Here is a 16131-nt window from a genome sequence, read left to right on the forward strand (position 1 = left end):
CTGAAAGGCCGTCTTTTGGAAGCCAAAAGGATACCTTTTGCAACACATTGAGAATCAAGGCGTTATGCAGTCGTGCAAAATCAATGCGGCACAGGACTGTAAATGCGAAAGAAAAACATCATAATGGATATGAAAAAATATATTTTTGTTACAATATTCTCCGTGTTTGCCCTCACGTCATCGAGCTGCAGCAACAGCGATGACGACGATAAGACAGGGACAGACATATCGGTAAAATGCTCGCCCGACGAGATAACGGCAGGCGCAGCCGGAGGAACATTCACCATAGACGTAACGTCTACCGGCAAGGGATGGACAGCCTACACGCCCGACACATGGATGGGCATCAGCCTCAACGGCACCACGGCTGACAAGGGAACCATAACGCTCAGCGTCAGTGCCAACAAGGGCACGGAGGCACGCTCGGGCATGGTGGTGGTGCGCTCTGGCACTGTGCGCGACACGGTGAAGGTAAGTCAGACCGCCACGATAGGCGTGGCCGAAACTTCGGTCTATGCCCCTTCTGCCGGCGGAACGTTCAGCGTCGGGGTGAGTTCGCAGGACAACTTCACGGCATCTGCCGACGTGGCATGGATAAAGGCCACAGCCGCGGCAGGAGCAGTGAGCATAGAAGTGGAGCCGAGCAATGAACTGAAGTCGCGCTCGGGCATCGTTACCGTAGCCTCATCCGAAGGTTCTCAGCAGATAAGCGTAGTGCAGGAGTCGGCGCCCGACAACAATATCAGCGTGCCCGAAGGCTACCGTCTGGTGTGGAACGACGAGTTTGACCAAGGCACAACGCTCAACACCGCATGGTGGACTCACGAGGAGCAGGGCCCGGGATGGGTAAACAACGAGCTGCAGACCTATGTGGACGGACAGGCTGCAGGCCGCCGCGTAACCGAGATTGCCGACGGAAAGCTCAGCATCAACTGCTTCAAGGCAGGCTCTACGATATACTCTGGACGAGTATATGCCAACGTGTCGACAGGCTGGAAGTACGGATGGTTTGAGGCACGCATAAAACTTCCCAAGGGCAAGGGCACGTGGCCGGCCTTCTGGATGATGCCGGCGGGCAACGACTTCACCACAAACCCGTGGCCGCGCTGCGGCGAGATAGACATCATGGAGGAAGTGGGAGCCGACCCGGGCGACGTGTCGTCGACCATACACTGCCAGAAATACAACAACACGGGCACTGCCATAGAGCATGCGACGCTGCACGTTGCCGACGCCGAAGACGAGTTCCACGTGTATGCCTGCGAGTGGACACCCGACCATCTGAAGTTTTATGTCGACGGCAAGATGATTCTCGACTATGCCAACGACGGCTCAGGCGTTGAGGCATGGCCCTTCGACAAGCCTTTCTACGTCATCCTCAACCTTGCGTGGGGAGGCGACTGGGGCGGATACAAGGGCACCGACGACAGCGCACTGCCAACGACTATGAAGATAGACTATGTGCGCGTGTTCCAGAAATAGCCCTCGGACACCTTACATCATGAAACTAAAAATACTTACATAACATGAAAATCTTTATTAAATCTATACCGGCCCTGCTCCTAGGCGTATGCTCAATGAGTGCATACGCACAGGGCACGCCGGTGTATCTCGACGACACAAAACCCATTGAAGAGAGAGTGGAAGACGCCCTGAAGCGCATGACGCTCGACGAGAAGATTGCCGTAATCCACGCTCAAAGCAAGTTCAGCTCACCCGGAGTGAAGCGTCTGGGCATACCTGATTTCTGGACCGACGACGGTCCTCACGGCGTGCGCCCCGACGTGCTGTGGGACAAATGGGAGCAGGCAGGCCAGACCAACGACTCGTGCGTGGCCTTTCCGGCGCTAACGTGCCTTGCCGCCACATGGAATCCGGCCATAAGCCGCATCTACGGCGAAAGCCTCGGCGAGGAGGCTCTCTATCGCCGCAAGGACATGATTCTAGGCCCCGGCGTCAACATCTACCGCACTCCGCTGGGCGGACGCAACTTTGAATACATGGGCGAAGACCCCTACCTTGCCTCACGCATGGTGGTGCCCTACATCCAGGGCATGCAGTCAAAGGGCGTGGCAGCCTGCGTAAAGCACTTCGCTCTCAACAACGACGAGGAATACCGGCATCAGGTAAACGTCATAGTTGACAACCGTGCGCTCCACGAAATTTATCTTCCTGCCTTCAAGGCTGCCGTAACCGAGGCCGGAGTATGGGGCATAATGGGTGCCTACAACTTGTATAAGGATCAGCACAACTGCCACAACCAGTGGCTGATCAACGACATACTGAAGGGCCAGTGGCGCTACGACGGCGTGGTGGTATCCGACTGGGGCGGCACGCACGACACACGTCAGGCCGTTGAGAACGGACTCGACATGGAGTTCGGCACATGGACCGACGGCCTTTCCTTCGGCACTTCAGACGCCTACGACAACTATTATCTGGCTTCGCCTTACCGCAAACTGATACAGGACGGCACCTACACGGAGAAGGAACTCAACGACAAGGTCAGACGTGTGCTGCGCCTTTTCTTCCGCACCAACATGAACCGCAACCGCCAGTTTGGCTCGCTCTGCTCTGAAGCTCACTACGACGCCGCACGCAAAATAGCCACCGAAGGCATCGTGCTGCTGCAAAACAAGGGCCGCGTGCTGCCCATAGACACTCTGAAGGCACGCCGCGTGCTCGTCGTCGGCGAGAATGCCATCAAGATGATGACCGTAGGCGGCGGCAGCTCTTCGCTCAAGGCGCAGCATGAGGAACTGCCTCTCGACGGTCTGAAGGCTTGTCTCGAAGGCATGAACATCGAGGTTGACTATGCCCGCGGATATGTAGGCGACATCACTGGCGAGTACAACGGCGTGACCACAGGACAGCAACTTGCTGACAGCCGCTCGCCCGAAGAGCTTATAGCCGAGGCCGTAGACAAGGCACGCAAGGCCGACTACGTGGTGTTCTTCGGCGGACTCAACAAGAGCGACTACCAGGATGCCGAGGGTCACGACCGCAAGTCTTACTCCCTGCCCTATGATCAGGACAAGGTGGTGGAGGCTCTTGCCAAGGCCAACAAGCGTCTGATATTCGTCAACATATCGGGCAACGCCGTGGCAATGCCGTGGAAGAGTTCGGTGCCCGCAATAGTTCAGGGCTGGTTCCTCGGCTCAATGGCAGGCCATGCTCTTGCCGACGTGCTGACAGGACGCACCAACCCGTCGGGCAAACTGCCCTTCACATGGCCGGCATCGCTCAACGATGTGGGTGCGCACAAGCTCAACACATATCCCGGAACATGGCGCGCCGACAAGAAAATCATTGACGAAGAGTATAAGGAAGGCATCTTTGTGGGCTACCGCTGGGCTGACAAGGAGAAGACAAAGCCGCTCTTTGCCTTCGGACACGGCGAGAGCTACACGAGCTTCAAGATAGGCAAGGCAAAGGCAAGTGCCGCAAGCATCACCACAGCCGACAGCCTTTCGTTCACCGTCAGCGTCACCAACACGGGCAAGGTGGCAGGCTCTGAGACGGTGCAGCTCTACATTCACGACTGCGAGTCGTCGCTTCCGCGCCCCTACAAAGAGCTTAAAGGATTCAAGAAAGTTTATCTCCAGCCGGGCGAAACCAAGGAAGTAACCATAACAATAGGCAAAGACGCCCTCAGCTTCTACGACGACAAGGCTGCCAGCTGGACCGCGGAGCCGGGACAGTTTGAGGCTCTCGTGGGCAATGCTTCAGACAATATTGTGAGCAAAGTGGCGTTTACTCTGAAATAGTCATTGACATCTAAAGACATAAATCATATGATGAAAATAAGCAAAATACTGACAACTGCGGCTGCACTGCTGCTGACCGGGGCGGTGAGCGCGCAGAACCAGGAGATGGATAAGTTTGTTGACGGCCTCATGTCGCGCATGACTCTGCACGAGAAGATTGGTCAGCTTAACCTTCAGGTGGCAGGCGACATAACCACGGGACAGGCCCAGGACTCTGAAGTAAGCGGCAAGATAAAGGCCGGAGAGATTGGAGGCGTGTTCAACCTGAAGGGCGTCGACAAGATAAAGGCACTGCAGAAGCTGGCCGTTGAGAAGAGCCGGCTGGGCATTCCGCTGCTTGTGGGCATGGATGTGATACACGGATACGAGACGATATTCCCCATTCCGTTCGCGCTTTCATGCAGCTGGGACCTCAACGCCATAGAGCGTGCTGCCCAAATAGCCGCAAAGGAGGCCACGGCCGACGGCATCAACTGGGTGTTCAGCCCTATGGTAGACATCTGCATAGATGCCCGCTGGGGCCGCATATCTGAGGGAAACGGCGAAGACCCCTATCTCGGCTCACGCATAGCCGAGGCCATGATTCGCGGATATCAGGGCGACTACAGCAGCAACGCCAACGTTATGGCATGCCTGAAGCACTTCGCCCTGTATGGCGCCGTTGAGGCGGGACGCGACTATAACACCGTTGACATGAGCCGTCTGCGCATGTATAACCAATATCTCGAGCCTTACCGCGCCGCCGTAAAGGCAGGAACGGGCAGCGTGATGACATCGTTCAACCTGGTTGACTATGTGCCGGCAACGGCCAACAAGTGGCTTCTTGAGGATGTGCTGCGCAACCAGTGGAAGTTCGACGGCTTCGTTGTGACCGACTACGGCTCTATAGGCGAGATGCTGAGCCACGGCGTTGGCGGTTCGCTGAAAGACTGTTCGGCAGCTGCCCTCAATGCCGGCACCGACATGGACATGTGCTCCATGGGATTCATCGGCACGCTGGAGCAGTCGGTAAAGGACGGAACGGTGAGCGAGGAGGCCATCAACAAGGCATGCCGCAGGGTGCTCGAGGCTAAATATAAGCTGGGACTTTTTGCCGATCCGTACAAATACTGCGACACGAAAAGGCGCAAGCGCGACATCTTCACAGACGAAAACCGCGCCGAGGCAAGGCGCATTGCCACCGAGACATTTGTGCTGCTGAAGAACGACAAGTCGTTGCTGCCGCTGAAGAAGCAGGGCAAGATAGCGCTGATAGGTCCGCTGGCAGACACCCGCGCCAACATGGCGGGCACATGGTGCGTGGCCTACACTCCCGACAAATACCCGACGCTGAAGGAAGGAATGGAGCGCGCGCTGGCCGGAAAAGCAGAACTTCTGTATGCGCAGGGATGCAACCTGATGGCCGACTCGGCACGTCAGCGCGCGGCAGAGTTCGGCAAGAACATAACGAGAGGCGACGACGCACAGCTCAAGGCAGAGGCTCTCGAGGCGGCACGCAAGGCCGATGTGATAGTGTGTGCCATGGGCGAGAGTGCCGACATGTCGGGCGAATGCTCGAGCCGCACGAGTCTTGTGCTGCCCGACGTTCAGCGCGAGCTGCTCGCCGAGCTTGTGAAGATGGGCAAGCCGGTGGTGATGCTCAACTTCTCGGGCCGTCCGACGGTGCTTACTTGGGAGCAAAATAATGTGGACGCGATACTGAACGTATGGTTCGGAGGCAGCGAGGCAGCCGACGCTATATGCGACGTGGTGTTCGGTGACGTGGCTCCGAGCGGCCGTCTGACCATGACATTCCCGCGCAACGAGGGCCAGATACCAATCTATTACAACCATCTCAACACGGGACGCCCCGTGCCCGAAGGCACAAAAGAGTTCCGCAAGTATGCCAGCAACTATCTCGACGAGGTGAACGACCCGCTCTACCCCTTCGGCTACGGCCTGAGCTACACGAGCTTCAGCTACGGCAAACTGAGCGTTACGGGCAGCGGACGCAACTTTAAGGCAGCGGTGACGGTGAGCAACACGGGCAACTATGACGCCGACGAGGTGGTGCAGCTCTATGTGCGCGACCCCGTGGCATCTATCAGCCGCCCCGTAAAGGAACTGAAAGGCTTCAGCCGCATACACCTGAAGAAGGGCGAGAGCCGCACCGTTGAGTTCGACATCACCGAAGACGACCTGTCGTTCTACGACGCCGAAGGCCGCAAGGTGTTCGAGCCGGGCGAGTTTTACATCATGGCAGGCCACGACAGCCGCTCGCTGCAAAGTGTAACAATAACTGCAAAATAAAAAAACACGGGCCGTAAATTTTGTGTGTTCGCAATATTATCTTATCTTTGCAAGAACAGTCAAGCCTTAGCTCCGTATCCCCCAATAGCGGCAGCTGAGGAACATTTCTGCTAAGAATAAGGCAATCATGAGAAACATACTTTTACTGATTATATCGCTTATCCCTGCCGTGGCATCAGCCGATGCCGCACGCACGGACTCGGTTTACAGATGCATTGACGACGCCATCGCCAATGCATCTGTTTATTTATCTAAGCGCGAAGGACGCATAAACACGCTGAAGCGCAGGTTTGAGACGAGCCGCGGATATGCCGCGAGATATGCCGCCGCGCTGAAGGTGTATGAGGAATACAAGGCTTTTGTCAACGACTCGGCAATAGCATGGCTCGGCAGGGCAGAACGGATGGCGCGCTGCCAGGGCGACATGATGAGCGCCAACCACTGCACTGCGCTGAGGGCCTTTCAGTGTTCAACGGCCGGAATGTATATGGAGTCGGACGAGCTGCTGGCCTCTATCAACACCGGTGAGCTAAACCGCGAAGGCAGGCTGGCATATTACGCCGCGCGCAACCATCTCTACAAGGAGCTGGGATTCTACACAAAGATAGGCAGACTGAAGGAAAACTATGGCCGGCTGGAAAGAATGTATGCCGACTCGCTGGCGGCACTGGCCGACAAGAACAGCGACATGTATCTGCAGCTGATGGAGATTGAGCGGTACAACAGCAACGACCCGGCCGGCGCGCTGCGCTACAACGACATGAGGATGAAGGGCGTAGACCGACAGTCGCACGAGTTCTCGATAGTTGCCTTCTACCGTTTTCTCGACTATAAGAAGATGAACGACACAGACAACTGGACCTACTGGCTAGCTATGTCGGCGCTGGGCGACATACGCAACGCCGTGATGGACCAGGGCGCGCTGTGGGAACTGGCCAACTATCTGAACACGACGGGCGACATGGCACGGTCGTATAAATACATAAACTTTGCCTGGAACTGCGCCGAGAAGTTCGGCACGAGGGTGAGAAACAACCAGATTTCGCCCGTGCTCACATCCATAGACAACAGCTATCAGACCATAATGCAGAAGCAGAAGGAGCGCCTCGTAATCATGGTGCTCGTGATAAGCCTCTTTGCCGTCTCGGTGCTTGTGCTGCTCATCTATGTCAACAAGCAGCGCGGCAAGCTGAAGCTGACGCGCGACGAGCTCAGCCGCAAGAACAGGCAGCTGATGAAGCTCAACAAGGAGATGCAGCAGGTGAACGAGAACCTGGACGAGAGCAACCGCCAGCTGACCGAGACCGACCGCCAGCTGCACAAGGCCATAGGCAGCCTGAACGAGTCGAACAGGGTGAAGGAGAAATACATCGGCCTGTTCCTCAGGCAGTGCTCTATATACATAGACAACATGGAGAGGATGAGAAAGGAGGTGCTGACGATGCTGAAGAACAAGCAGCACACGGAACTGATGAGCAAGATGAAGTCGCACGACTTCAGAGACCGCCAGCAGCAGGAGCTCTTCAACATATTCGACACCACGTTCATACACCTCTTCCCCACCTTCGTCGACGACTTCAACAAGCTGCTGCGTCCCGAGGAGCGCATACATCTCGACGACAGGTCGCGGCTGAACACCGACATAAGGATATTCGCGCTGATACGTCTCGGCATCGACGACAGCTCAAAGATTGCCGAGTTTCTTCACTATTCGGTGAACACAATCTACAACTACCGCGCACGAATAAAGAACGGGGCGATATGCGGCAGAGACGAGTTTGAGAAGAAGGTGAAGGAGATAGGCGTGCCGCAGCACACGCAGACCGAAGGCGACGGCAAGTCTGAAGCCGGCACGGCGCAATAACACATAACGCCATACTGGCAGCAATCGCACAAGGTCCGGCGGCATACAGCCCGACCATTGCATAACCCATTGACGCTCAATGTGTTGCAAAAGGCCATCTTTCAGCTTCTGAAAGGTGGCCTTTTAGCGTGCAATATGTGGCCTTTTGCAATGCGAAAGGGCACATATTGGAAAACCTGAGGGAAACACTTACCCATGACAAGGGCTGAAAATACTGAAACATTTGGGATAATCCTTTGCCGTTAAGGCTATTTTTCTTATTTTTGCAACATAGCTCCTGCACGCCCACGACAGGGCAACGGCTGCAGGACGGGCCGTAAGCAGACCGCACGCGGACACACGGCTACGGCAACGGACAACACGATAATACGCAAACAACAATGGCCTGAGAGCGACGCTCGAACATTATGCCTTATGGCATAGTACAAAAACAACACTGCTGCGTCATATCTACAGCCACGGCAACTCATGCCGCCGCAGGCCGCAACGGCACACCGGCAAGCAGCCGGCGCACAAAAGCCACACGGCCACAAGACAAAACCTGAAAAGCATAATAACAGAAGGCATAATTAGTACAGCCGCGCCCCCGGCCACGAAACACTAACGGCAAGGGGACGGAGGACTGAAAAAGCCGGCAAAAAACATATAAAAACAAACAAAAAAATGAAACCCACAAACTACCATCTTTTCGACTTTCTCGACTTCGACGTCAGCCTTAGCCGCAACGAGTCGCTATGGAAGGCATGCAAACCCTCGGCCGTGTTCGAGAACGACGGCGACATCTGCGTGCTCGTTCCGTTCCAGAAGCAGATACTGGCCAACGACATGGCAGCCGACACCGGCGTGCCGCGTGAGGAATATACGCTCATCATCAGGCAGTATGAGCCAAAGATCCTGCGCCTGTTCATAGGCTTCGGAGAGGAGCAGATGACCGACGAGTCGGAGATGTTGCAGATGAGCGACAGGGTTAAGAAGACGCCGCTGAGCGTAAGCTTCGGCAACGGCCGATGGACCGTCACCGACCCCGAAGGCACCGTCAGGGCCGTTATCAACATACAGGAGCCCGAGCTCGACCGCTGGAGCACGCTGCTGCCCGACCCGCAAGAGACGCTCGACATAAGGCTGTATCCCGACGGAAAGCGCGAGATACGCCTTGCCGCCTACGACCACTTCTCGCCTCCGCGCTACGACGCGCTGCCCATAGGCTTCTGCAAGCTTGACGGACAGAAGGAGCGCGCCACGATGTCGTTCGAGTGCAAAGCCGACGAATGCTTTGCCGGAACGGGCGAACGCTTCACCAAGATGGACCTCAGCGGACAGACGTTCTTCCTCAAGAACCAGGACGGACAGGGCGTAAACAACCGCCGCACATATAAAAACATTCCGTTCTACGTGTCGAGCCGCATGTACGGAGCATTCTATCACACCTGCGCCCACAGCAAGCTGTCGCTCGCCGGAGTGTCAACGCGCTCGGTAGAGTTCCTCAGCGACCAGGCCATGCTCGACGTTTTCCTCATCGGCGGCGACTCCATGGAGGAGATTATCCGCGGCTACCGCGACCTGACGGGCTACCCCTCGATGCCCCCGTTATGGAGCTTCGGCGTGTGGATGAGCCGCATGACATACTTCAGCGCCGACGAGGTGAACGAGATTTGCGACCGCATGCGCCGCGAACACTATCCCTGCGACGTGATACACTTGGACACAGGATGGTTTAAGACCGACTGGCTGTGCGAATGGAAGTTCAACGAAGAGCGTTTCCCCGACCCCGAAGGCTTCATCCGCGGCCTAAAGGACAAGGGCTACCGCGTAACTCTGTGGCAGCTGCCTTACGTGGCTGAGGATGCCGAACAGATTGACGAGGCGCGCAATAACCACTATATCTGCACGCTGACAAAGCAGCAGGAGGGCGAAGGTTCTAACTTCTCGGCCCTCGACTACGCCGGAACAATCGACTTCACCGACCCCGCCGCCACCGAGTGGTACAAGGGTTTGCTGCGCCATCTGCTAAAGATGGGAGTGGCTGCAATAAAGACCGACTTCGGCGAAAACATACACATGGACGCCGTCTACAAGAACATGAAGCCCGAACTGCTCAACAATCTCTATGCGCTGCTGTATCAGAAGGCTGCCTATGAGGTTACCAAGGAGGTGACGGGCGACGGCATAGTATGGGCAAGAGCTGCCTGGGCAGGCTGCCAGCGCTATCCTCTGCACTGGGGAGGCGACTCATGCAGCTCGTGGGACGGCATGGCCGGATCGCTCAAGGGCGGACTTCACTTCGGTCTGTCGGGCTTCGCCTTCTGGAGCCACGACGTGCCCGGATTCCACACTCTGCCCAACTTCATGAACTCACGTGTACGTGATGACGTCTACGTCCGCTGGACTCAGTTCGGCGTCTTCTCGTCACACATCCGCTATCACGGCACCAACAAGCGCGAGCCTTGGCACTATCCTGCCATCGCCCCGATAGTTAAGAGATGGTGGCAGCTGCGCTATAAGCTCATACCTTACATCCTTCAGGAGAGCCGTAAGGCCGTAAGCGGCGGCTCAACGGTGCTCCAGGCACTGATATTCCACCACCCGGACGACCCCATGTGCTGGCATATCGACGACGAATATTACTTCGGCGACGACTTCCTCGTGGCTCCCGTGATGAACAGCGAAGGCCGCCGCGACGTCTACCTGCCTGAAGGCAACTGGGTAAACTTCTTCACCGGCGAGCGCTACAGCGGCGGAAAGTGGCTCAAAGACCTCAATGTGCCGCTCGAACTGATGCCCGTCTATGTGCGCGAAGGTGCCGTCATCCCGGTTTATCCCGAGCCAGTAGACTGCACGGACGACATGGACCTGAGCAAGACAGAATATATAAAGATTGACGGAAGGTTTGGAGGGATTGAGTGGTAATAGGTTAAATTGGTAGTTAAAGGAGTTAAAGTAGTTATCGCCGGCCGTGCCGGCTAGGAGTTAAAGCCATTAGTCTGAACGCTTATCGTCAATCTTACAATAAGTAAACAGACATTTAAGACTATAGCTTCTGCCATAAACGAGAACGCAAAGCGATGACTTCTTTAACCACTCTAACCACCTGACAATCAACCATAAAATAAAAATATAAAGTCACTTACCCACAAGACTAATGACTTTAACTCCTAGCCGGCACAGCCGGCGATAACTCCTTTAACTACTATAACTACTTTTTAAACATGTGGAAAAAGAATCTTGAAGAAACAAAACAGCGATACATACAATGGTGGAACCACAAGGGCATTGTGCTGAACATGTGGGAACACTTTCAGGAAGGCGTCAAGCCGCATGCCGATGTGCCTGCACCGCCAGCCCCGAAGGACCTCAACCAGAAATGGTTCGACCCGAAATGGCGCGCGGAATATCTCGACTGGTACGTGGCTCACAGCTGTCTGAAGGCTGATATGCTGCCCGTTGCAAACACGCAGCTTGGCCCCGGCTCGCTCGCCGCTATCCTGGGAGGCGTGTTCGAGGGCGGAGAGGACACGATATGGATACACCCCGACCCTGACTTCACCGACGACATAAAGTTTAATCCGGAGCATCCCAACTGGCTGCTGCACAAACAACTGCTGACCGAATGCAAGAAGAAGGCCAACGGCAACTATTATGTGGGCATGCCCGACCTCATGGAAGGCATGGACGTTCTGGCGGCTCTGAAGGGCACGGACAAGGTGCTGATGGACACGGTTACGCAGCCTGAGGTGCTGGAACGACAGATGCAGCAGATAAACGACATCTACTTCAAGGTGTTCGACGAGCTTTACGACATAGTGCGCGAAGGCGACGAGATGGCCTTCTGCTACTTCTCTTCGTGGGCACCGGGCAAGATGAGCAAGCTGCAAAGCGACATATCAACGATGATAAGTGTGGACGACTACCGCCGCTTTGTACAGCCGTTCATTCGCCAGCAGTGCCAGAAGATTGACTACACGCTGTACCACTTGGACGGAGTTGGCGCTCTTCATCATCTGCCGGCGCTGCTCGAGATTGAGGAACTCAACGCCATACAGTGGACGCCTGGCGTGGGAGAGCCGCAGGGAGGCTCGCCAAAATGGTACGACCTGTACAAGAAGATACTGGCAGGAGGCAAGAGCATAATGGCATGCTGGGTAACGCTCGACGAACTGCGGCCGCTGCTCGACAACATAGGAGGCAACGGAGTGCATATAGAGATGGACTTCCACAACGAGGACGAGGTGGAGAAAGCCATGCGCATCGTTGAGGAATATCAGGAAGACGAAGCCAAGAAGCCGCAGCAGGAGGACAACACCATACGCATAAACAGCAGCAAGAGCGACGCCGACAAGGAGGTGGAGGCCATAATAGAGAGCGCCGAACGCGAATTCAAGGAGCTTACAGGAAAGGACGAAAAGGCTCCTGCCGACTGGCTCGACGGCTGCCCCATCGTATCGGCAGGACACAACCGCATACTCGTAATCGACGGAGCCATGGGCACGATGATACAGAGCCGACGCCTCGGCGAGGCCGACTTCCGCGGCGAAAGGCTTGCAGGGCATGACGTGAACGTGAAGGGATGCAACGACCTTCTGTGCCTTACGTGCCCCGACGTCATTGAGGACATACACCGCAAGTACCTCGAAGCCGGAGCAGACATCATCGAGACAAACACCTTCAATGCGCAGCGCATATCCATGGCAGACTATCATCTGGAGAGCTTCTGCCGCGAGATAAACCTCGAGGCGTGCCGCATAGCGCGCAAGGCAGCCGACGAATTTACAGCCAAGACACCGCACAAGCCGCGCTTCGTGGCAGGTTCGATTGGTCCGACGAGCAAGACTTGCTCAATAACATCAGACACCACGCAGCCGGGCTGGCATGCCTTCAGCTACGACACTCTGCGCGACGCCTACACCGAACAGGCCGAGGCGCTGATTGAAGGCGGCGTCGATGCCCTGCTGATAGAGACGATATTCGACACAAAGAACGCGCAGGCGGCCATAGAGGCGGCACGCGGAGCAATGCGCAAGACAGGCAAACGTCTGCCGCTGATGCTGAGCTTCAGCATAGCCACTGCCGACGGACACAACATGCTGGGACAGAGCATCGGGGATTTCCTCGCATCCGTAGCCGGCAGCGACATCATGTCGGTTGGCGTAAACTGCTGTTCTGACGTAAGCCTTGCCGCCGACATGCTCGTACATCTCGGCAAGACTACGCCCTACATGATAAGCCTTTACCCCAACGCCGGCATGCCCGACGCCGAGGGACGCTACAGCCACACGCCCGAGATGCTGCAGCGCGAGCTGTGGCCGCTGATAGAGTGGCACGTGCTCAACATCGTGGGAGGATGCTGCGGCACAACCGACATGCACATCAGAAAGCTTGCCGAAGCCGTGGTTCCCGCCGAAGGACTTGCCCTTTCGCCCCACCCTGCGCAACAGGCTGATAATGAGGGCGTTGCAAAAGGTGGCCTTTTAGGCTCCAATATGCCGTCTTTTAGCGTGCAAAAGGTGGCCTTTCACAATGCGAAAGGTGACCTTTCAGAAAACCACGGGCACGACCATGCCGCCGAACCCTGTGAATGCTGCGCGCCGAAGGCAGCAAACGAGCCGTCGGCAGCCGACGAGATATTCGACGCCATACTGCAAGGCAACGCCGACAAGGCAGCCGAAGCGACGCAGAAAGCCGTAGACGCAGGCATGGCTCCGCAGGACATCATCAACAGTCAGATGATACGCGCCATGGGCGAGGTGGGCCAGCGCTTCCAGGACGGCAAGGCCTTTGTGCCCCAGCTGCTCATGGCAGGACGCGCCATGAAGGCCGCCCTCGTGCTGCTCAAGCCGCTCATGGCAGGCAAGGCCGACGTTACGATAGGCCGCGTGGTCATCGGAACGGTAAAGGGCGACCTGCACGACATAGGCAAAAACCTCGTTGCATCGATGCTCGAGGGCAGCGGCTTTGAAGTGATAAACATCGGCATCGACGTGCCGAGCGACAAGTTTGTAGAGGCTCTGAAGGACAACCACGCCGACATCCTGTGCATGAGCGCCCTGCTTACCACGACAATGACCTACATGAAGGATGTAATCAAGGCCGTGGAAGACGCCGGACTGCGCGACAAGGTGAAGATTATGGTGGGCGGAGCGCCCGTAAGCCAGGCCTTCGCCGACGAGATAGGAGCCGACGGATACAGCGACAATGCCAACGAAGCAGTGAAGGTGGCAAGGGAGCTGGTGAAGGGAAAAGAATAATATTTCAAGGAGTTAAAGGAGTTAGAGTAGTTAAAGGAGTTAAAGCCAAATGCCCTGCCGGTTATTAACAAGGCTAAATACGCCGGTCATTACATCATCTGCAGCGCATCGGTCTCATTACTTCCATAAGTCATACATCCCCCATAAAGCCGCCAACCGGCTGCAAGGCTAATGACTTTAACTACTGAGCGGGCACAGCCCGCGATAACTCCTTTAACTACTATAACTACCAAATAAACAACATATCCATGAACTCACAATCATTACATGGCCTCGACTGGGGCATACTTATAGCATACTTCGTCATCCTGCTTGCCATCGGCATATGGGCAAGCACCAAGCGCAAGAAGGGCAGCAGCCTGTTTCTTGCCGAACATTCTCTGCGCTGGCACCACATAGGATTCTCCATGTGGGGCACCAACGTAGGCCCCTCTATGCTCATAGCGTCGGCAAGCGCCGGCTTCACCACGGGCGTCGTGTCGGGCAACTACGCATGGTACGCCTTCGTGTTCATAGCCCTGCTGGCCTTTGTCTTCGCCCCGCGCTATCTCGGCAGCAAGGTTTCCACCCTGCCCGAGTTTATGGGCCTGCGCTTCGGACAGTCCACACGCAACATGCTGGCGTGGTATACCATCGTCACGATACTCATCTCGTGGCTCGCGCTGACGCTCTTCGCGGGCGGCATAATCATACGCCAGGTGTTCGGCATACCCATGTGGATGTCGGCATTCCTGCTGCTCGGCATCTCCGCCTTCTTCACAATGCTCGGCGGACTGAAGGCCGTGGCCTACACCAACGTTTATCAGATGGTGCTGCTCATACTCGTTTCGGCCACGCTGACCTTCGTAGGAATATACCGCCTCGGCGGCGACTCGTTCACAGGAGGCATCGCCGTGCTGGCCAATCCCGACATTGTGCCGTCTAATTACTGGAACCTCTTTCAGCCCAACAGCGACAAAGACTTCCCCTGGCTGCCCATTCTGCTGGGCTATCCTATAAGCGGACTGTGGTTCTGGTGTACCGACCAGTCGATGGTTCAGCCCGTACTGGCGGCCAAAGACCTCAGCGAAGGACAGAAGGGAGCTAACTTTACGGGCTGGCTGAAGATACTCGACGTGGCCATATACATCATCCCCGGCATCGTATGCTTCGCCCTCTGGAAGACCGGCTTCTTCGGAAATATGACCATTGAGGCCGACAACGCCTACATGACTCTCGTGTCGAGCCTCTTCCCCGTGGGCATGGTTGGCCTCGTGCTTGCCGTTCTCACCGCCGCGCTCATCAGCACCATAGGCTCTGCGCTCAACGCCCTGAGCACGGTGTTCACGATGGACATATACGTGAAGAACATCCGCCCGGAGGCCACACAGAAGGAAATAATGCGCACAGGACGCATAATAACCGTCATAGGTGCACTGGTGTCGATAGTCATCACCGTGGCTGTTGACAACATAAAGGGCATGAACCTCTTCAACGTATTCCAGTCGGTGCTCAGCTTCATCGCTCCACCTATGGCGGCAGTGTTCGTCATGGGCGTGTTCTGGAAGCGCTGCACGACGCTCGCCGCCAACGTAACGCTCACCTTCGGAACCATCTTCAGCATCGGCTCGGGCATCCTTTACCTGTGGGTTATACCGGGAGCCACGGAGCAGGTGCACTTCATGATGCTGTCGTTCTACATCTTCGTAATCCTCATCATCAGCATGATTATCGTCAGCCTATGCAACAAGCAGGCAACGGTAAGCCCCGAGATAGTGAAGCTGAGCGAAAGACCAAAGCGCACGGTTATGGTGGCATGGACGCTGCTTGCCGTGGTTATGGTGGCTCTCTACATATTCTTCAACGGACACTGACAACAAAACTGAATTATGATACAGCAAAAAGCGCGGCAAGCCCGATATGGACTTGCCGCGCTTTTCTATATATTTCAAGCCATGTCTGACGCGCAATAAAAAGGCAGAAAGGCCCG

General features: G+C 55.9%; 6 protein-coding genes and 3 pseudogenes. All 9 read left to right on the forward strand.

Features of this window, described 5'->3' with window-relative positions; all coding sequences use genetic code 11:
• The first annotated feature begins 129 nt into the window (after positions 1 to 129).
• The 9 genes and pseudogenes from EJL04_RS13990 (at position 130) to EJL04_RS14020 (ending at position 16015) form a co-directional block, all read left to right on the forward strand.
• Positions 130 to 1482, forward strand: coding sequence for a family 16 glycosylhydrolase (locus EJL04_RS13990; RefSeq protein ID WP_125105440.1), 1353 nt, complete (start codon positions 130 to 132; stop codon positions 1480 to 1482).
• Between the two features lie 44 nt (positions 1483 to 1526).
• Complete coding sequence (locus tag EJL04_RS13995) at positions 1527 to 3767, forward strand: glycoside hydrolase family 3 C-terminal domain-containing protein (protein ID WP_125105441.1); 2241 nt, start codon at positions 1527 to 1529, stop codon at positions 3765 to 3767.
• A 30-nt stretch (positions 3768 to 3797) separates the two neighbouring features.
• Positions 3798 to 6056, forward strand: coding sequence for a beta-glucosidase BglX (gene bglX, locus EJL04_RS14000; protein WP_125105459.1), 2259 nt, complete (start codon positions 3798 to 3800; stop codon positions 6054 to 6056).
• A 127-nt stretch (positions 6057 to 6183) separates the two neighbouring features.
• Complete coding sequence (locus tag EJL04_RS14005; protein WP_125105442.1) at positions 6184 to 7920, forward strand: DUF6377 domain-containing protein; 1737 nt, start codon at positions 6184 to 6186, stop codon at positions 7918 to 7920.
• A gap of 663 nt (positions 7921 to 8583) precedes the next feature.
• Complete coding sequence (locus EJL04_RS14010) at positions 8584 to 10827, forward strand: glycoside hydrolase family 31 protein (protein ID WP_125105443.1); 2244 nt, start codon at positions 8584 to 8586, stop codon at positions 10825 to 10827.
• Between the two features lie 299 nt (positions 10828 to 11126).
• Positions 11127 to 12179 (forward strand): annotated as a pseudogene (locus EJL04_RS16765) (corrinoid protein); the annotation flags it as partial.
• Positions 12159 to 13295, forward strand: a pseudogene (locus EJL04_RS16770) (homocysteine S-methyltransferase family protein); the annotation flags it as partial. The pseudogenes EJL04_RS16765 and EJL04_RS16770, both read left to right, overlap by 21 nt.
• A gap of 243 nt (positions 13296 to 13538) precedes the next feature.
• Positions 13539 to 14162 (forward strand): annotated as a pseudogene (locus EJL04_RS16775) (corrinoid protein); the annotation flags it as partial.
• A gap of 248 nt (positions 14163 to 14410) precedes the next feature.
• Positions 14411 to 16015 carry a sodium:solute symporter gene (locus EJL04_RS14020; RefSeq protein WP_125105445.1) on the forward strand — a complete coding sequence of 535 codons (1605 nt, stop codon included), beginning with the start codon at positions 14411 to 14413 and terminating at the stop codon, positions 16013 to 16015.
• Positions 16016 to 16131: the final 116 nt, after the last annotated feature.

Source organism: Prevotella marseillensis (assembly GCF_900625065.1).
Lineage (GTDB): Bacteria > Bacteroidota > Bacteroidia > Bacteroidales > Bacteroidaceae > Prevotella > Prevotella rara.